Annotated in this window: 12 protein-coding genes; 2 read left to right on the top strand and 10 right to left on the bottom strand. The window is 72.4% G+C overall.

The window, feature by feature from the left end:
• Positions 1-287: 287 nt before the first annotated feature.
• From AB0E88_RS08415 to AB0E88_RS08440, 6 genes are all read right to left on the bottom strand, one after another.
• Positions 288-881, bottom strand: a complete 594-nt coding sequence (locus AB0E88_RS08415; RefSeq protein ID WP_361625878.1) for a hypothetical protein — start codon at positions 879-881, stop codon at positions 288-290.
• Positions 866-2,002 (bottom strand): ParA family protein, encoded by a 1,137-nt coding sequence (locus AB0E88_RS08420; protein WP_361625881.1) that lies wholly within the window; start codon positions 2,000-2,002, stop codon positions 866-868. The genes AB0E88_RS08415 and AB0E88_RS08420 overlap by 16 nt, the downstream gene beginning before the upstream one ends.
• Positions 2,003-2,428: 426 nt before the next feature.
• Positions 2,429-3,553, bottom strand: coding sequence for an alanine dehydrogenase (ald, locus tag AB0E88_RS08425; protein WP_361625884.1), 1,125 nt, complete (start codon positions 3,551-3,553; stop codon positions 2,429-2,431).
• Between the two features lie 136 nt (positions 3,554-3,689).
• Positions 3,690-5,756, bottom strand: a complete 2,067-nt coding sequence (locus AB0E88_RS08430; protein WP_361625887.1) for a tetratricopeptide repeat protein — start codon at positions 5,754-5,756, stop codon at positions 3,690-3,692.
• A 173-nt stretch (positions 5,757-5,929) separates the two neighbouring features.
• Complete coding sequence (locus tag AB0E88_RS08435; protein WP_361625890.1) at positions 5,930-6,556, bottom strand: NUDIX hydrolase; 627 nt, start codon at positions 6,554-6,556, stop codon at positions 5,930-5,932.
• 86 nt (positions 6,557-6,642) lie between these two features.
• Positions 6,643-8,310 carry a CTP synthase gene (locus tag AB0E88_RS08440; protein WP_361625893.1) on the bottom strand — a complete coding sequence of 556 codons (1,668 nt, stop codon included), beginning with the start codon at positions 8,308-8,310 and terminating at the stop codon, positions 6,643-6,645.
• A gap of 508 nt (positions 8,311-8,818) precedes the next feature.
• Here AB0E88_RS08440 and AB0E88_RS08445 point away from each other — a divergent pair.
• Complete coding sequence (locus tag AB0E88_RS08445; RefSeq protein WP_361625965.1) at positions 8,819-10,621, top strand: glycoside hydrolase family 15 protein; 1,803 nt, start codon at positions 8,819-8,821, stop codon at positions 10,619-10,621.
• A gap of 85 nt (positions 10,622-10,706) precedes the next feature.
• Here the strand turns inward: AB0E88_RS08445 and AB0E88_RS08450 are convergent, their stop codons facing one another.
• Genes AB0E88_RS08450 through AB0E88_RS08460 form a run of 3 tightly spaced genes read right to left on the bottom strand, consistent with a single transcriptional unit; the run spans position 10,707 to position 14,811 of the window.
• Positions 10,707-11,663, bottom strand: coding sequence for an LLM class F420-dependent oxidoreductase (locus AB0E88_RS08450; RefSeq protein ID WP_361625896.1), 957 nt, complete (start codon positions 11,661-11,663; stop codon positions 10,707-10,709).
• 29 nt (positions 11,664-11,692) lie between these two features.
• Positions 11,693-13,291 carry an NAD(P)/FAD-dependent oxidoreductase gene (locus AB0E88_RS08455; protein WP_361625899.1) on the bottom strand — a complete coding sequence of 533 codons (1,599 nt, stop codon included), beginning with the start codon at positions 13,289-13,291 and terminating at the stop codon, positions 11,693-11,695.
• An 11-nt stretch (positions 13,292-13,302) separates the two neighbouring features.
• Positions 13,303-14,811, bottom strand: coding sequence for an APC family permease (locus tag AB0E88_RS08460; RefSeq protein WP_361625902.1), 1,509 nt, complete (start codon positions 14,809-14,811; stop codon positions 13,303-13,305).
• A gap of 223 nt (positions 14,812-15,034) precedes the next feature.
• Between AB0E88_RS08460 and AB0E88_RS08465 the strand changes: the two genes are divergently transcribed.
• Positions 15,035-16,678 (top strand): PucR family transcriptional regulator, encoded by a 1,644-nt coding sequence (locus tag AB0E88_RS08465; RefSeq protein WP_361625905.1) that lies wholly within the window; start codon positions 15,035-15,037, stop codon positions 16,676-16,678.
• Positions 16,679-16,710: 32 nt separating this feature from the next.
• On the opposite strand, the gene AB0E88_RS08470 is transcribed toward AB0E88_RS08465, so the two are convergent.
• Positions 16,711-17,847, bottom strand: a complete 1,137-nt coding sequence (locus tag AB0E88_RS08470; RefSeq protein WP_361625908.1) for a glycosyltransferase family 4 protein — start codon at positions 17,845-17,847, stop codon at positions 16,711-16,713.
• Between the last annotated feature and the right edge of the window lie 877 nt (positions 17,848-18,724).

The following is an 18,724-nucleotide window of genomic DNA, read 5'->3' on the forward strand; positions in this document are numbered from 1 at the left end:
GACTGCCCGGGCCGCCGTTCCGGTCCCCGGGACCCGGCAGGCGCGTCCGTCGCCGCCGGCGGCGCAGCGTGCTCGTCGTCCCGGCCCACCGGCTCGGGCGCAAGTGCCCTCTCCTGCGACGGCGAGGGCGACGCCCACGGTTCCGGCCGCCCCGGCGCCTCGGACGCGGTGGGCTCGCCGGAGGCGGTCCGGTCACCCGGCAGAGCCGCCGGCCCCCGGCCCAGTGGGCGTCGGCGGCCTGCGGGGGCGGAGGGGTCGTTCGAGGTCATGGCCCCCGCAGGGTACCGCTAGCGTCCGCGCAGACGGCGTACGAGGATGCTGGCGTCCCCGCGGGATTCCAGGTCGGCGAGGACGACGGCGACCGCCTCGCGGACGATGCGCCCGCGGTCGACGGCCAGGCCGTGCTCGCCGCGCAGCACCAGGCGGGCGTGCTCGAGGTCCATCAGCTCCTCGGCGGAGACATAGACCGTGATCTTCTCGTCGTGGCGCTCGCGCCCGCTGGGCCGCCGTGCGGCGCGCCCGCGCCGACGCGGCTGCGCGGCCTCGTCGGCCGCCGCAACGGCACCACTGGCAGAACCTTCCTGCTGTGTCGCTCTGCGGCGCGCGGCGCGTTCCGTGGCCGTGGAGGCCCGGCTGCGGGACTCCTCGCCCGCCTCGGCGTCGGCCGCGACGTGCTCCACGCCCTCGCCGTCCCCGCCCTGCGCCGGCACGGACTGCGGCGCGTCGTCGGTTGCGGTGGCCGCGGCGGCGTCGCTCTCCCCCGCGGGCGCGGGCACCCGGGCCTCGCCGCCCGGGCGCCGGGGAGTGGACGGCTGCAGCGCCATCCCCCCTGTCGTACGGAAGAGTTCGTCGGCCCCCGGCAGACTCACTCGGCGTGACACCGGGCGAGCACCTCCCTGGCGAGCTGGCGGTAGGCGGCGGCGCCGACGGAGTTGGAGGCGTAGGTGGTGATCGGCTCACCGGCGACCGTGGTCTCCGGGAAGCGGACCGTGCGCCCGATGACCGTGTGGTACACGTGGTCGTCGAACGCCTCGACCACACGGGCCAGCACCTCGCGGCTGTGGACCGTGCGCGAGTCGTACATCGTGGCCAGGATCCCGTCGAGCTCCAGGTCGGGGTTGAGCCGCTCCTGGACCTTCTCGATGGTCTCGGTCAGCAGCGCGACACCGCGCAGCGCGAAGAACTCGCACTCGAGCGGCACGATCACCTTGTGCGCCGCGGTGAGCGCGTTCACGGTGAGCAGGCCGAGCGAGGGCTGGCAGTCGATGACGATGAAGTCGTAGTCCGGCAGCAGCGGCTTCAGCGCGCGCTGCAGCGTGGACTCGCGCGCGACCTCGCTCACCAGCTGGACCTCGGCGGCCGACAGGTCGATGTTGCTGGGCAGCAGGTCCATGTTGGGGACCGCCGTCTTCAGCAGAACCTCGTCCGCGGACATCCCCCGCTCCATGAGCAGGTTGTAGACCGTCAGGTCGAGTTCCATGGGGTTGACGCCGAGACCCACCGACAGCGCGCCCTGCGGGTCGAAGTCCACGAGCAGCACGCGCCGGCCGTACTCCGCGAGCGCGGCACCCAGGTTGATGGTCGACGTGGTCTTGCCGACGCCGCCCTTCTGGTTGCACATCGCGATGATCTTCGCGGGACCGTGGTCGGTCAGCGGGCCCGGGATCGGGAAGTAGGGCAGCGGGCGCCCGGTCGGGCCGACACGCTCGCGGCGCTGACGCGCGGCGTCGGGCGCGAGGGTGGCCGCGTACTCGGGGTCCGGCTCGTACTCGGCGTCGGGATCGTAGAAGTGCCCTTCGGGCAGTTCGTCGTAGTCGGCGAAGTGGTTGTGGGGCGCGCCACTTCCGTCGCCGGCCATGGCGTTCACGTGATGACCGTCCATGCTCTGGTGTGCTGACAGAGCCGTATGGGGGCTGTTCTGGCTCTGGTGGGCTGCGAAGGTTCGGACAGCGACGGAGCCGACAGCCTCGAGCCCCGTGGGCCCCTGGCCCCGCGCAGGCATTCCTGGTTGACCACCCCCGGGAGAAAATGTCGACTCATTCACAAGTCGTCTTACCTCCTTGGTGACCAGGAAACTTCTAGACAAGGTCAGCGTGGCACCATGCCGACGGTTGGCGACTCTATGGCGTGTCGGGCGTCCGCAGCAACACAATCCGCCGGACCCGGCCCGATGTGTCGGCAATGAAACATCCCGCTGTCAAGGGCGTAAGGCCGTCGCACAGCAGGTTTCACCGGTGTGCGAATCGGTCGAAGGGTTACGTTCGAGGCGAGTTGACCGAGAGCCGCAAAGTGACCATACACACATCCGGCCGGACCTTGTCGGGCAAGGTCCGGCCGGATGCGTGGTGTTGACGACCTGTGTTGACGTATCGCCTTGTTCCTGCGGACGACTTGGCCCCGCGGTCGGGCGAGCCGTTCAGCCGGAAGGTCAGCCCAGGAGGGTGGAGAGCTCCACGTGCTCCAGACCGTGGGCCTCGGCGACCTCCTTGTAAACGACCTTGCCGTCGTGGGTGTTGAGGCCCTTGGCCAGCGCGGCGTCGCGGCGCAGCGCCTCGACCCAGCCGTTGTTCGCGAGCGAGACGATGTACGGCAGCGTCGCGTTGGTGAGGGCGTTGGTGGAGGTGTTCGGCACCGCGCCGGGCATGTTGGCGACGCAGTAGAAGACCGAGTTGTGGACCTTGAAGGTCGGCTCGGCGTGCGTGGTCGGGTGCGAGTCCTCGAAGCAGCCGCCCTGGTCGATCGCGATGTCGACAAGGACACTTCCGGGCTTCATGCGGGCCACCAGCTCGTTGGTGACGAGCTTCGGGGCCTTGGCGCCCGGGATGAGGACGGCGCCGATGACGAGGTCGGCGTCCAGGACGGCCTTCTCCAGCTCGAAGGCGTTGGACATGATCGCCTTGACCTTCGTACCGAAGATCTTGTCGGCCTCGCGCAGCTTGTTGATGTCGCGGTCGAGCAGGGTCACCTCGAAGCCCATGCCGACGGCGACCTGGGTGGCGTTCCAGCCGGAGACGCCGCCACCGATGACGACGGCCTTGGCCGGGGTCACGCCGGGGACGCCGCCGGGCAGCACGCCACGGCCGCCGGCCGCGCGCATCAGGTGGTAGGCGCCGACCTGCGGGGCCAGCCGGCCCGCGACCTCGGACATCGGGGCGAGCAGCGGCAGCGCGCGGTTCGGCAGCTCGACGGTCTCGTAGGCGATGGCCGTGGTGCCGGACTCGATGAGCGCGTCCGTGCACTCCTTGGAGGCGGCCAGGTGCAGGTAGGTGAAGAGGATCTGGTCCTTGCGGAGGCGGTGGTACTCCTCCGCGATGGGCTCCTTGACCTTCAGCAGCAGGTCGGCGGCGGCCCAGACCTCGTCGGCCGTCTCCAGGATCTGCGCACCGGCGGAGACGTACTCGTCGTCCGTGATCGACGAGCCGACGCCGGCGTTGCGCTCGATGACCACCTGGTGGCCGTTGCGCACCAGCTCGTGCACGCCGGCGGGGGTGATGGCCACCCGGAACTCGTTGTTCTTGACCTCGCGGGGGATGCCGACCTTCACGTCGATCACGGTCCTTGGCTCAGGGGAAACAGGGGCATTACTAGACATACCCAGGCATGCGGGGGCACACCGGGAGACACCGCAGGAGAACGTGCGGCAGAGCCAGTCTAATGAAGGCGTTCGCGCTGTCTAGCCTTTCATTGCATCAATCTTCAGAGGATGCACTACGGATTTCGCAGGCATTAACGGCGTATTCCCGCTGGTCGGGCCTCTCAGGGCCCTCCTGTTCCTCCTCCGCGAGCATGCGCTCGGCCGTCCCGCGGTGGATCCCGGCGGCCACCGGATCACCGAGGTGGTCCAGGGTGTCGGCGATCCGCAGGTGCAGCGCGGCCTGCAGCCGGGTGTCCTCCGCCCGGCGCGCCCACTCCACCGCCTCCTGGCAGGTGCGCAGCGACTCCGCCGGCCGTCCGGCGTACTCCTGCACGCGCGCCAGCTCGCTCAACGCCCGCGCGTGCGCGGCCACATCGCCGCACCGCCGGTGGCCGGCCGCGGCCGCCCGCCAGTTGCGCAGCGCCTCGCCGTAGCGGCCCGCGTAGGTGTGCGCCGTGGCGATACGGCCGTACAGCCGCGCGGCGTCCGCACGCTCGTCCCGGGCCAGGCGCTGACTCAGAGCCCGGCCGAACCAGTCGGCGGCCCGCTCGTAGTCCCCCAGCTCCAGATGCGCACCACCTACGGATTCCATTGCGCGACCGGTGGCGTACGGGTCATTTGCTCTGCGTCCGGCATCCAAAGCTGCGCGATATCGCAGCAGCGCCTCGTTGGTCCGGCCGGTCTGGGCGTCCAGGTCGGCCAGGTTCAGCAGGGCCGCGGCCTTCTCCCTGGGCAGCTCACGCCGCTCGGCCACGTCGAGGACGAGCCGGTGGACGCCGTACAGGTCGGGCGCGGCGGCCCGGGTGCCGAAGTGGGCGACCATCGCCCGCACCAGCTGGGACAGCAGCCGCCGGGCCAGGGTGTCCAGCTCCCCGTCGGCGACCGCGAGGCGGGCGGCGCCCAGCAGCGCGGGGCGGCGCACCCGCAGCCACTCCTCGGCCGCCCGGGGGCTGGGGAAGCGCAGGGCGCGCGGCATGCCGAGCAGCTTCTCGCGGGCCTGCGGACTGTCGGTCTCGGTGATCGTCCGGCAGGACTGCAGCAGCCGTACGGTCCGCTCGAGCATCCGGGCCCGGGCGAGCTGCAGCTCGGCGGGGCGGTCCTGGGTCTCGGCGAGGGCCTTGAGCAGCGGGTGCAGGCAGCCGGGGATCTCGTACTCCGGCAGCGGTGAGTCCACGGCCCGCAGCAGCCCGAAGCGGACGAAGTCGTCCAGGGTGGTGCGGGCGCCGCTCACCGAGCAGCCGGCCAGCGCGGACGCCGTGTGCGGGTCGACGGGCCCGGCCGGGGCGAGGGAGAGCAGACGCAGTATCCGGGCGGCCGGGGCGGGCAGCGCGGTGTAGGCGAGCTTGAAGACCCGGGCCAGCGGGGGTGTGTCGTCACCGTCGGCGCGCAGCTGCTTGGCGAGGTCCGCGACGGCCGCCTTCGGACGGGCGGTGAGCCAGCCGGCGGCCAGCGTCAGCGCGGCGGGCTGGCCCTGGCACGCCTCGACCAGGCCCTCGGCGGCCCGCGGGTCGACGGTCACCCGGACCGGGTCGATGCGGCGGGACAGCAGTTCGACGGCGGACTTGGTGTCCAGCCCGCCCAGCGTGCAGGGCCGCACATCGGCGATGCCGGTCAGGGGCCGCGCGGAGACGGCGACGACCAGGCACTCGGGGTTGTCCGGGAGCAGGGCGTCGACCTGCTCGGCGCCGGCCGCGTCGTCCAGCAGCAGCAGCGTCCGCCGGTCGGCGAGGGCGTCGCGCAGCGCCTCGGTCAGCTCGTCCTCGCCGGCCCCCGGCGGCACGGGCCGCTCCAGCGCCGCGAGCAGCTCACGGGCGGCACGCTCCACGGGGACGGCCGTGCCGTCGGCCTCGCCGAGCCGGGCGCGCAGCACCCCGTGCTCGTAACGGTCCGCGACCTGCCGGACCAGCTCCTCGGCGAGAGCGGTACGCCCGGAACCGGGGCGTCCGGCGATCAGCAGCACCCGTGCGCGGGGGGCCTTCTTCCCGCTGAGCGTGTCCAGCCCCGCGCGCTCGATGTCGGCGCGCAGTTCCTTCAACTCCCGTGTGCGGCCCAGGAACACATTCTCCGCCGTCGCGTCCGCCGACAGCCGCACGCCGCCCTCGTCCACCGCCTGTTCCGTCACGGGCCACGCTCCCGTTCCACCGCACGACTGTGCCCGACGGGACCGATCGACCGGGCGTCTCCAGAGCCTAGTTCACGCTCTGCGACGATCCGGGCCGAGCGCGGCGGTGCCGGACACAGTGTCCCCTGATCGGATCAGCGGATCGTACGACCACGAGGTGGATTCTCGCGGTGTCAGGCCTCGAACGGCCGCGCGGGCCACGGCGCCAGGGCGGGCCGCAGCGCGTCGAGCCGGCCCTCCTGCCGTGCCGCGACCAGCGACAGCACCCCGGTCACCAGACACGTGTTGTGCAGCTCACCGGCGAGGATCCCCCGCACCAGCTCCCCCACGGGCACCCGGGCGTGCTGCATGTCCGTCTCCTCGTGCTCCGCGGCGAACCGCTCGCCCTCGGCGTCGGACAGCCCGCGCGCGAGGAAGATCCGTACGGCTTCGTCGCAGCCGCCCGGCGTGGTGTACAGGTCGGTCAGCACCCGCCAGTCCTCGGCCTTGACGTGCGCCTCCTCGTACAGCTCGCGCTGGGCGGCGTGCAGCGGGTTCTCGCCGGGCACGTCGAGCAGACCGGCCGGGATCTCCCACAGCTTGTGCCGCACCGGGTGGCGGTACTGGTTGATCAGCAGCACCCGGTCGTCCTCGTCGAGGGCGAGGACGGCGACCGAGCCGGGGTGGACCTGGTAGTCGCGCGTGGCCACCGAGCCGTCGGGCATGACCACCTCGTCCGTCCTGACGGAGGTCTTGGCCCCGGTGAACGGGGTCCTGGTCGCCCGGATCTCCCACTCCTCGGGCGTGTCCTTGATCGTCATGCCGTTCCTTCCCCACGTGCGCATACGAAAGCCGGGGTGCTCCCTACTGAAAGGTATGCACCCCGGCCACCGTACTAGCCGGTGTGTTACTTCGAATTCTTCCGCTCGACCGCCGCCTTCACGAGACCGGCGAACAGCGGGTGCGGACGCGTCGGACGCGAGCGCAGCTCCGGGTGGGCCTGGGTGGCCACCAGGTAGGGGTGCGTGTCGCGCGGGTACTCGACGTACTCGACGAGCTTGCCGTCCGGGGAGGTGCCGGAGAACAGGATGCCCGCCTTCTTCTCCAGCTCCGCGCGGTAGGCGTTGTTCACCTCGTAGCGGTGGCGGTGACGCTCCTCGACGTACTCCTTGCCGTCGTACACCTCGCGCACGATCGAGCCCTCGGCCAGCTTCGCCGGGTACATGCCGAGCCGCATCGTGCCGCCCATGTCGCCCTCACCGGCGACGATGTCCATCTGCTCGGCCATGGTGGAGATGACCGGGTGGCCGGTGGCCGGGTCGAACTCGGTGGAGTTGGCGTCCGGGATGTCGGCGAGGTTGCGCGCGGCCTCGATCACGATGCACTGCAGGCCCAGGCACAGACCGAGCAGCGGGATCTTGTTCTCGCGGGCGTACTTGATCGCGCCGACCTTGCCGAGCACACCGCGGTCGCCGAAGCCGCCGGGGATGCAGATGCCGTCGACGTCCGACAGCTGCGCCTTGGCGCCGGCCGGCGTCTTGCAGTCGTCGGAGGTGACCCACTTGATCTTGACGCGGGCGCGGTTGGCGAAGCCGCCGGCGCGCAGCGCCTCGGTGACCGACAGGTAGGCGTCGGGCAGGTCGATGTACTTGCCGACCAGGGCGAGGGTGATCTCGTGGTCGGGGTTGTGGACGCGGTCCAGCAGGTCGTCCCACGTCGTCCAGTCGACGTCCCGGAACGGCAGGTCGAGCTTGCGCACGACATAGGCGTCGAGGCCCTCGCCGTGCACGGTCTTCGGGATGTCGTAGATGGAGCGGGCGTCGGGGCAGGCCACGACGGCGGCCTCGTCGACGTCGCACATCAGCGAGATCTTGCGCTTGATCGCGGTGGGCACCTCGCGGTCGCAGCGCAGGACAATGGCATCGGGCTGGATACCGATGTTGCGCAGCGCCGCCACCGAGTGCTGGGTCGGCTTGGTCTTCAGCTCACCGGACGGGCCGATGTACGGCAGGAGCGAGATGTGCACGACGAAGACGTTGTCGCGGCCGACCTCGTGACGGACCTGGCGGACGGTCTCCAGGAACGGCAGCGACTCGATGTCGCCGACGGTGCCGCCGACCTCGGTGATCACGACGTCCACCTCGTCGGTGGCCATGCGCCGGATGCGGTGCTTGATCTCGTTGGTGATGTGCGGGATGACCTGCACGGTGTCACCGAGGTACTCGCCGCGGCGCTCCTTGGCGATCACCGTGGAGTAGACCTGGCCGGTGGTGACGTTGGCGGAGCCGTCGAGGTCGCGGTCGAGGAAGCGCTCGTAGTGGCCGATGTCCAGGTCGGTCTCGGCGCCGTCGTTGGTGACGAACACCTCACCGTGCTGGAAGGGGTTCATCGTGCCCGGGTCGACGTTCAGGTACGGGTCGAGCTTCTGCATGACGACGCGCAGGCCCCGGGCCTTGAGCAGCATGCCGAGGCTGGAGGCCGTCAGCCCCTTGCCGAGGGAGGAGGCGACACCCCCGGTGACGAAGATGTGCTTGGTCGTCGTGGCTGTGCTGTTGCGAAAAGCAGCGGGCGGCATGGCCAAAGGGGGGCTCCCGTGGTCGCGGTCTGGGGGTTGCGGGTCGGCTGTCCGCTCCGGATTTCCGGGGGTTGCCGTCGCTGCGGTTCGGGGGTTTTGCTCCCACCGGTCCACGGGCTACCAGGGTATCAGCGACCGGCGCCGATGGCTTCCGGCCACGCTCCGCGCACGCGTCGCCACCCAGCAGGCATCCGTCACGTCTTTCTCACCCGATGCTCACTCGTTCGGTGGATGCCCGTTGCCCGGAGGGGCACGCGGATCATCTACGTGCGTCGTATCCTGCTCGGACACTCGCTGCCGAGCCCGGCCGGGTACCAGGCGCCACACAGCCCGTACATCACCGGAACAACGAGAGCTCGTCAGTTCGTTGAGCAGAGATTGCCGTTTTGCCATCGCGGTTGAGCGGCTGCTTTGCTTCACCGCTCAACGACGCACAACAACGACCCCTTGACCGCACTAGCGACAGCCCCGCACGCGGGGTGACGTGGCCGTTCGACTGGAGTTGCACGTGGCCGGGCGCATCGAAGACTACGCACTCATCGGAGACATGCAGACAGCGGCGCTGGTCTGCCGTGACGGCACGGTGGACTGGCTCTGCCTGCCGCGCTTCGACTCGCATGCCATCTTCGCCGGCCTGCTGGGTACCGAGGAGCACGGGTACTGGCGGCTCGGCCCGGCCCACGGGCCCGACCAGCAGCCTCCGACAGCCGCCCGGCGCAGCTACCGCGGCGACTCGCTGATCCTCGAATCGGAGTGGGACACCCCACGCGGCACGGTCCGCGTGACCGATTTCATGCCCCCGCGTGACGGCGCCCCGCAGCTGATCCGGATCGTCGAGGGCGTCTCGGGCCGTGTCCCGATGCGCTCGGCGCTGCGGATGCGCTTCTCCTACGGCCGGGTCGTGCCGTGGGTGCACAAGCACGAGGGCCGCACGGTGGCCGTGGCCGGCCCGGACTCGGTCTGGTACGACACGGAGGTCGAGACCTACGGCAAGTCGCTGACGACGTTCTCGGACTTCACGGTCGCACCCGGTGACCGGATCGCGTTCACCATCTCGTGGCAGCCCTCGCACAAGGAGCCGCCGCCGCTGCCGGAGCCCGAGCAGTCGCTGGTCGCGACGGAGGACTTCTGGCGCGAGTGGGTCGAGCAGTGCACGTACCACGGCCCCTACCGGGAGGCCGTGGTCCGCTCGCTGATCACGCTCAAGGCGCTGACGTACGCCCCCACGGGCGGCATCGTCGCGGCGCCCACCACGTCCCTGCCGGAGGACATCGGCGGCGTGCGCAACTGGGACTACCGCTACACCTGGCTGCGCGACGCGGCGATCACCCTGTCCTCGCTGCTGCGCACCGGCTACCGCGAGGAGGCCCGCGCCTGGCGCGAGTGGCTGCTGCGGGCGGTGGCCGGCGACCCCGAGAACCTGCAGATCATGTACGGCATCGCGGGCGAGCGCGAGCTGGGCGAGGCGGAGCTCGACTGGCTGCCGGGCTACGAGAAGTCCGCGCCGGTGCGGGTCGGCAACGGCGCCGCGCACCAGCTCCAGCTGGACGTGTACGGCGAGGTCACCGAGGCGTTGCACCTGGCCCATATGACGGGCCTGGCCCGCAACGACTACGCCTCGCTGCTCCAGCTGAAGCTGATCAGCTACCTGGAGAAGCACTGGCAGGAGCCGGACGAGGGCATCTGGGAGGTGCGCGGGCCGCGCCGGCACTTCGTGCACTCCAAGGTGATGGCCTGGGTCGCCGTCGACCGCACGATCAAGCTGCTGGAGTCCGGCGAGGCCGACGGCCCGCTGGAGCGCTGGCGGGAGCTGCGCGAGGAGATCCACCGCGAGGTGTGCGAGAAGGGTTACGACAAGGAGCGCAACACCTTCACGCAGTCCTACGGCTCGCGGGAGCTGGACGCCTCTCTGCTGCTGATCCCCCAGATGGGCTTCCTGCCGCCGGACGACAAGCGCGTGATCGGCACGATCGAGGCGATCCAGCGGGAGCTGTCCACGCCGGACGGGTTCATCCTGCGCTACCCCACCGAGGGCGAGCACGAGGGCGTCGACGGGCTTCCGGGCGACGAGGGCGCCTTCCTCGCGTGTTCCTTCTGGATGGCCGACGACCTGGCGATGATCGGCCGCGTGGACGAGGCCCGCAAGCTGTTCGAGAAGCTGCTCTCCCTGCGCAATGACCTGGGCCTGCTGGCGGAGGAATGGGACCCGCGGCTGAAGCGGCAGGTGGGGAATTTCCCGCAGGCCTTCAGCCATGTGCCGTTGATCGACACGGCCCTGCGGCTAACCGCGTCGGGCGCGTACGGGGGGTAGTGCCGGCGAGGCCGTCGGCGGCTGCGGGCTCGTTGTGGCCGGTCGCGCAGTTCCCCGCGCCCCTTCCGGGGCGCGGTGCCGGACGTCAGTCCGCCAGTGCCGTGAGTGTCCGCTCCCCTCCCGGGTCCCCCTCCGTGGCCGGTACCAGAGCGATCTCGTCCAGGCCCGCTTCGGCGTACGCGTCGATGCGGGCCTGGATCGTCTCGAGGCCGCCGACCAGGCCGACCGCGGACGCGGCCTCGGGTGGCAGGGCCTCGACCAGGGTCCGGCGGTCCGCGCCCGAGGCAGCCAGGTCCACCGCCTCGCCGAACCCGGCCGCCCGGACCATGTCGCTGTAGCCCGGCACCGTCAGGTATCCGGCGATGCTGCCCAGCACCTGCCGTACCGCCTCCGGAGAGGGATCGACCGCCGCGGGCAGCCAGGCAGCGAGCCGCGGCGGCGTACGGCCCGCCTTGTCCGCCGCCGCGTCCAGCTTGCCGCGCAGCACCCGCACCTGTTCCGGGGTGACCAGGTCGAGCAGCATCCGGTCGGCGTGCGCCGCGGCGATGCCGATCGCCCGGTCCCCGAAGGCCGCCACGGTCAGCGGGCCGCCGGGTGGGGCGAGGCGGCGGCGGAAGGGGCTGCCGGGCGTGACCGGCTCGCCGGGCACCGCGTGCAGCAGGTGGCGCAGTGCCGCCGCCGACTCCTCCAGCGCGGCCGCCGGCCGGGTCCGGGGCCGCCTGTGCACCCCCTCGACGACGCGTTTGCTGGCGGTGCCGATCGCCACGCCCACCGCCCGGCCACCGGTCACGGCGGCGGTGCCGGCCGCGCCCCGGGCGATGGTGTACGCGTCCCGCACGGACACCGGCACCGGACCCGCCGTCAGCGCGACCCGGCGTGTCGCCGCACCGATCGCGGTGGCCAGCACGAACGCGTCCCAGGTCGGCCCCTCGCCGACCCATACCTCCCGGTAGCCGAGCCGGTCGGCGAGCGCCGCGATGCGCGGCGGCTCGTCGACCGGGCTGTCGTCCTCGCGTGCCACGGCAACCACACTGAAGTCCATGCGGGCGCCGCTACCCGATGCACACGCATCTAACCCAGTGCGGCGATCACCTCGCGCGCCGCCCGCTCTCCCTCCGTCGCGCCGCCCTCCATGTAGCCCTGGAAGTCGTAGGAGCAGTGCTCGCCGCCGATGTGGATGTTGCCCTGCGCGGTCCCCTCGTAGCCCGCGTACCGGTGCAGATAGCCCACCGGCCAGTAGGAGTAGGCGCCGTAGGAGTACGGGTTGAGGTGCCACGCGGACAGTTGCGCGCGGCCGGTCCACGCGCCCGAGGTGCCGGGGAAGACGGCGTCGATGTCCTTGAGGTACTTCCCGGCGAGGCTCTTCACATAGGGGTCGCTCTCGTACGAGAACGGTCCGGCCGGGGTCAGCGACCTGGCGAGGCTGCCGCCGCCGTACTGGATGAGGATGCCGCCGGTGCCGGGCTGGACCTTGGTGGTGTCCCAGGTCTGCTGCACCCGGCCGTCGGTGAAGCACTCGCCCGCGGACACGCCCGGCCAGGGGCCGGTGCCGCGCCAGGGCCGGCTGGAGAACTGCATGTTGAGCTTGGTGCAGGCCCCCATGCGGGCGTCGCGCAGCAGGCCGGTCATCCGGGTGTCGAAGCCGGCCCGGCTCAGATCGAGCCGTTGCAGGATCGGCAGCGGTACGCACAGCACGGTGTGGTCGGCGGTGACGGTGCGGGTGCTGCCGGCCTCGCTGAAGGTCAGCGTCTGCGTGCCGTCGGCGTTGGCGCGTACCGCCTGCAGCGACCAGCCCTGCCGGATCGTCCCCGCGGGCAGGAAGTCGGCGATGGCGTGCGGGAGTCGGTCGTTGCCGCCGACGATGTGGTAGCGCTCGTCGGACAGGCCCCAGATGTTGAAGTCGCCCGGATTGGTCTGGTAGCCCATCAGCAGCACCAGGGAGAGCGAGGACTGGTCGGTGGTGTCGGCGCCGTACTCGACGTTGTAGGCGACGTCGAAGAGCTGTCCCAGCCGGGAGGCGTGGCCGCCGGGCACCCGGGACTCGATCCAGTCGTACAGGGACATGGTGTCCAGGGCGGTGCCGGCGGCGGTGGTCTGGTTCCACTTGACCTCTCCGGCGGCCTGGAGGTCGGTGTGCAGGGCCTGGTAGACGGCCTTGAAGTCCTCGTCGGCCTGGTCGCGCGGGTAGTAGGCGCCGTCGAACCAGAAGACCTCCTCGGCGCCGTTGGGGCCGCCGCCGAGGAAGTCCTCCAGGGGCAGGGAGAAGCGGCGGCACAGTTCCTGGATCTTCTTGTGGCCGGTGTCGATCAGTTCGCCGCCGATCTCGGAGGTCTGCCCCCAGGCCCAGTGGTCGCGCTGGGAGTACATGCGCCCGCCGACCCGGTCGGGGTTGGCCTCGTACAGGGTGCAGGCGTATCCGGCGTCGCGCAGGGTGAGCGCGGCGGTCAGCCCGGCGATGCCGGCGCCCACGACGGCGATGCGCGGTGCGGAGGCGGCGGCGGCTCTGGCCGGGGCCGCCACCGCGGTCACCGCGGCGGTGGCGAGGGCGCCCTTGAGGACGCTGCGGCGGCGGATCTGCCGTGCCTCGGCGACGGGGACGCCGAGCCGGTGGGCGGCGGCGTGGTCGGCGGTGAGGGAGCTCAGGGCGTGCATCAGCTGCGTACGGGACACGGTGCGGCTCCTCAGGCGTTGGCGGGGGCTTCCTCGATGTCGCTGTCCGTGCGCTCGGTTGCGTCCTCCAGGACGATCCGGCCGATGATCTCGTAGCGTTCCGGCCGGCGGGCCCGCAGATACAGGCCGAGGCCGAGGCCGCCGAAGAAGACCAGCCCGACGATCCACGGAATGGCCTTGAAGAAGAGCGAGCCGGCGGCCGTACCGGCCGCGGTGTCCATGTTGACCACGAGCAGCACCACCACGGCGGTCATGCCGATCCCGCCGAGCAGGGGCGCGGTGAAGGTGCGGAACCAGTGCCGGTCCTCGGGGTGGTTCTTGCGGAAGTAGCCGATGACGGCGAAGGAGCACAGGGTCTGCACGATGAGGATGGCCATCGTGCCGAGGATCGCGAGCAGCGTGTACAGGTGGATGTACGGGTCCTGTCCGGTCGCCCAGAACGCGCCGACGAGGGCGACGGCGATGACGGACTGCACGAAGGAGGCGAAGTACGGCGAGCCGTGCCGGGGGTGGGTGCGGCCGAGGGCCGGGTGCAGGAACCCCTCGCGGCCGATGGCGTACAGGTAGCGCGCGGCGCACTGGTGGAAGGCCATGCCGCAGGCGAACGAGCCGGTGATCAGCAGCCACTGGAAGGCGTCGACCGCCCAGGCGCCGATGAAGGTGTGGGCGGGGGCGAAGAAGAGGTCGAGCGGACTGGCCCCGGCGGAGAGCTTGACCGCGCCGTCCAGTCCGTTGCCGGCGATGGTCATCCAGGAGACGTAGATGTAGAACAGGCCGACGCCGACGACGGAGATGAGCGTCGCACGCGGGATGACCCGCTTGGGGTCGCGGGACTCCTCGCCGTACATCGCCGTCGACTCGAAGCCGACCCAGGACCAGAAGGCGAAGAACAGGCCGAGCCCGGCGGAGGCGCCGGTGAAGGCGTTCTTGGGGTTGACGGGTTCGACGGGGATGCCGTCGGGTCCGCCGCCGTGCAGGAGTACGGCGGTGGCGACCGCGAAGAGGACGGCGATCTCCGCGATCAGCATCACGCCGAGCGCCTTGGCGGTGAGGTTGATGTCGAAGTACGCGAGAACGGCCGTGACCAGCAGCATGGCGGCGGCGTAGACGATCCAGGGCAGGTCGACACCGAGCTGGTCGTGGACGGTGGTCTTCGCGAAGTAGGAGAAGACGCCGACGATGGACGCCTCGAAGACGATGTACGCGAGGACCGCGAGCATCCCGGAGGCCAGGCCGGCGATCCGGCCCAGGCCGTGCGAGATGTAGCCGTAGAAGGCGCCGGCCGCGGTGATCCGGCGGGCCATCGCGACGTAGCCGACGGAGAAGACCGTCAGCACGAGCGTGGCGAACAGATAGCCGGCCGGTGCGCCGGTGCCGTTGCCGTAGCCGACCGCGATGGGCAGGTTGCCGGTCATCGCGGTGATGGGTGCGGCGGTGGCCACCGCCATGAACACCACACCCACCAGTCCTACGGAATTCGCTTTGAGGCGATGCACCTCTCGCGTGGGAGTTTCTGCCATTCCCGCCCCTCTCACCGTGCAATCACAACGGAATCCGAAGATCACGTAGCGGTTTACCTACGGATGCGTCAGTGTGGCGGCGACGTGACGCAGGCCACAACAGACAGGCGGTCACGCTCTGGGGCGTCCGGGGCGACGCTGTGTCGCGCCAGGGGCGGCGGTGATCGTCCCTGTGACCGCCCGGAGATGTCGCCGCAACACGCGCCCGGGTAGCGTCCGCTGCATGGACAGCCGCACCGACCACCGATTCGACACCCAGGGCACCGGGATCACCGTGCAGCGGGCACTGGAGCTGCCCGGCCTGCGCAGCGGGCTGCCCGAGGTGCTCGCGGGCGCCGACCGGCTGGGGCGCACCGTGCGCTGGGTGCACGCGGGCGAGGTGCCCAACATCGCCTCCCTGCTCAAGGGCGGCGAACTGCTGCTGACCACGGGCTACGGCGTCGGCACCCGCCCGGCCGAGCAGCGGGCGTTCGTGCGCACCCTGGCCGAACGCGGCATCGCGGCGCTGGTGGTGGAGCTGGGCCCGCGCTTCGCCCGGCTGCCCGCACCCCTGGTGGAGACGGCGCGGGCGGCGGGGCTGCCGCTGGTCCAACTGCACCGCGAGGTGCCGTTCGTGACGGTCACCGAGGAGATCCACACCGAGATCGTCAACGGCCACTACGCGCTGCTGCAGCGGGCGGAGGAGGTGCACCGGCGCTGCACCCAGGCCCTGCTGGGCGGCGGCGGAGTGCCCCAGGTCCTCGGCATCCTCGCCGACTTCAGCGACAACCCCGTCTTCCTCGAGACGGCCGACGGCCGGCTGCTGTACGCCGCCGGAGCCGGACCGGAAGGCACCGATCCGCTCCAGGTGTGGGAGGGGCTGCGCGGCCCGCACAAGGATGCGCCGCCGCCGTCGGGTTCGGTGCTGGTGGACGTCCCCGGCGGCGGCCCGGGGACCGGCTCGGTGCGGGCACGGCTGGTGCTGCTGCCGGTGCGCTCACCGCTGGCGCCCGTGCACCGGATCGCCGGTGAGCGGGCCGCGGGCATCCTCGCGGTGGTGCTGATGCAGGCCCGTCAGGAGGAGGAGCTGGCCGCGCGCGGGCGCGGCGACTTCCTCACCGACCTCGCCGAGGGCCGGATCACCGCCGAGGACGCCCCGGCCCAGGCCCGCGTCCTCGGCTTCAAACCGGGCACCGGTCCCCTGCTGCCCGTGGTGATGCGGCTCGGCGACGCCCTCTCCCCCGGCGGTGGCTGGGCGGTGCTGGCCCGCGCGGTCTCGGAGGAGCTGGCGGCGGTGGGCGTGCCGGTGCTGATCGGCGTACGTCCCGTGGAGGGCCGCGTGCTGGTCCTGTTGGGCCTGCGCTCGGAGCCGGAGCGCGCGGCGGTCGCCGACCGGGCCGCGGCGGCCCTGCGGGCGGGTGTGGAGCGGGCCGGCATGCAGCGGCCGGGCGCCCAGCCGCCGGTCGTGGTGGTCGGGGTCGCCGGCGGCTGGGCGGCCGCCTCGGCGGGCCTGCGGCACGCGGCGGAGACGGCGACTGCGGCGCAGGGCCTCACGGACCGCCCCTGGTACGACGCCCGCCGGCTGGACATCGACCTGCTGCTGTGGCGGCTGCGCGACCATCCGGACCTCGAGGCCTTCGTGGACCGCGCGATCGGCCCCCTGCGCGACCACGACAGCCGCTCGCGCCCCCCGCTGCTGCCGACCCTGGAGACCTACCTGGCGCACGCCGGCCGCAAGGCGGAAACGGCCCGCGAACTGCACCTGAACCGCCAGACCCTCTACAACCGGCTCGCCCGCATCGGCGAACTCCTCGGCACGGACCTCGACGACCCCCAGACGGTCCTGGCCCTGAGCCTGGCCCTGCGGGCCCGCCGGCACGTGCCGTAGGTGCGACCGGACGCCACTGCCGCAGCGGGGGCCTACAGCCAGGGCGACGGCTTGGTCAACTCGTCGTAGACACTGAGCACTTGAGCGACCGTCTCGTCCTCCGAGGGCCAGGTGGCCGCCTGCCGGGCGCCCTTGCGCCGCAGTTCGTCGCGGCGGCCCGGGTCGTCGAGCAGGGCGACCACGCGTGAGGCGAGCGCCGCGGGGTCGCCGTACGGCACCAGTTCGGCGGCGTCGCCGACGAGTTCGCGGATGCCGCCGACATCGGTCGCCACGAGCGGTACGCGCGCGTGGAGCGCCTCCTGGGCGAGGACGGACCGTGACTCCCAGCGGCTGGGCAGCAGCGCGAGATCCGCGGCGGCGAGCAGCTCGCCGACGTCGTCGCGGCGCCCGAGCAGCCGCACCGGCAGCCCTTCGCCCTCGATACGGCGCTGCAGCTCTGCCCGCAGCGGCCCCTCCCCGGCGATCGCGACCAGTGGCACCGGGTCCGGGGAGCGCCACTCACGCGAGGCGTCCAGCAGGAGGTCGTATCCGCGGTGGCGTTCCAGGGAGCCGACCGCCAGCAGCAACGGGCGGCCGATGGCGCCGAGTTCGGCCCGTACCTTGGGCAGCCGGCGCTCCGCCTCCTCGTCCTCGGCTGCGGTGCGCGGCCGCGGCGCCGAGACCGCGGCCAGGCGGGCGTCCCGGGCACCGGTGCGGCGGGCGACGTCCACCAGGACGGAGCTGGTCCCGAGCACCACGGCCGCGGTCCTGGCCACCCGCCGCTCCAGCAGCCGCAGCAGCTGGGCGCGCGGCCCCTCGGCGTGCGCGCGGTCGTGCCAGGTGACGATGAGCGGGGTACGGCGCCCGCTGAGCGCGAGCACGGCCCGGAAGGAGGCGTGCAGCCCGTGCGCGTGCACCAGGTCGGCGTTGGCGCAGGCCGCCCGCAGCGCGGCCACGGACACCGGGTCGCTGCTGCGCGGGACGGCCACGTGGTCGGCACCGGCGCCGGTGAAGTCGTAGGCGTGATCGGCCTCGTAGGGGGCGCACACGGTGACCTTCACGCCCCGTGCGACGAGCCCGGCGGCCAGCGAGCGCACATGGGCGCTGCTCCCGGCGTTGCCTCCGCCGAGCACCTGCACGGTGCGCAGCGGCGGCCGGCCGTGCGGTGACAGGCTGCTCGCGGGGGTCACGTGGCCGGGCTCCTGGTTCGGCGTGGGACGGTCACGAAGAGAACGTACAGAACGATCGCGCGAAGGGGGTGGAGCACACCGTTTCCTCCGCCACTGACGCCAAGAATGCCAGCACGTACGGGCGTTCCGGGAACTTCGGGGGCGCACGCCGACCCACGAGCGCCCTCCCGACGTCGCACAGACCCCCTCCCCACGTCACCCACACGAGTGAACCCACCGCCTCACCGACAGCCTCCGGCGGAACCGACGTCCCGGGGCCCCGCCGCCCGACGCACCAGCGCCCCGGCGGGCCGGAGGCCTGGCGGCCCGGCGGCCCGGCGGCCCCGCCGCCCCAGCGGCCCTGCGTACCGGCGTACCGGCGTACCGGCGTACCGGCGTACCGGCGTACCGGCGTACCGGCGTACCGGCGTTCCAGCGTTCCAGCGTTCCAGCGTTCCAGCGTTCCAGCGGCCCAGCGTTCCGGCGGCCCGGGGCCCCGCCGCCCCAGCGGCCCGGCGACCCGGGGCCCAGCGGTCCGGCGGTCCGGCGGTCCGGCGGTCTGGCGGCTCGGCGACTCGGCGACTCGGCGACTCGGCGACTCGGCGGCCCAGCGTTCCGGCGGCCCGGCGGCCCGGGACCCCGCCGCCCCAGCGCCCCAGCGCCCCAGCGGCCCAGCGACCCGGGGCCCAGCGATCCGGCGGTCCGGCGGCTCGGCGGCTCGGCGGCTCGGCGGCTCGGCGGCTCGGCGGCTCGGCGGCCCAGCGTTCCGGCGGCCCGCCGCCCCAGCGGCCCAGCGGCCCGGGCCCCCGCCGCCCGGCGGCCCAGCGGCCCGGCGTTCCGACCGCCCGGGGTAACGGCACCCCAGCATCCCGGCTGCCCGGCGTTCCGGCCGCCCGCG

Origin of the sequence: Streptomyces sp. NPDC028635 (assembly GCF_040637635.1) — a bacterium.
In the GTDB taxonomy this organism is placed as follows: Bacteria; Actinomycetota; Actinomycetes; order Streptomycetales; family Streptomycetaceae; genus Streptomyces.

Excerpts from the sequence above, each read along its gene's own strand:
- AB0E88_RS08435 (WP_361625890.1), bottom strand. The coding sequence starts at position 6,556 with ATGACGATCAAGGACACGCCCGAGGAGTGGGAGATCCGGGCGACCAGG.
- AB0E88_RS08420 (WP_361625881.1), bottom strand. The coding sequence starts at position 2,002 with ATGCCTGCGCGGGGCCAGGGGCCCACGGGGCTCGAGGCTGTCGGCTCC.
- AB0E88_RS08460 (WP_361625902.1), bottom strand. The coding sequence starts at position 14,811 with ATGGCAGAAACTCCCACGCGAGAGGTGCATCGCCTCAAAGCGAATTCC.
- AB0E88_RS08450 (WP_361625896.1), bottom strand. The coding sequence starts at position 11,663 with ATGGACTTCAGTGTGGTTGCCGTGGCACGCGAGGACGACAGCCCGGTC.
- AB0E88_RS08465 (WP_361625905.1), top strand. The coding sequence starts at position 15,035 with ATGGACAGCCGCACCGACCACCGATTCGACACCCAGGGCACCGGGATC.
- AB0E88_RS08440 (WP_361625893.1), bottom strand. The coding sequence starts at position 8,310 with ATGCCGCCCGCTGCTTTTCGCAACAGCACAGCCACGACGACCAAGCAC.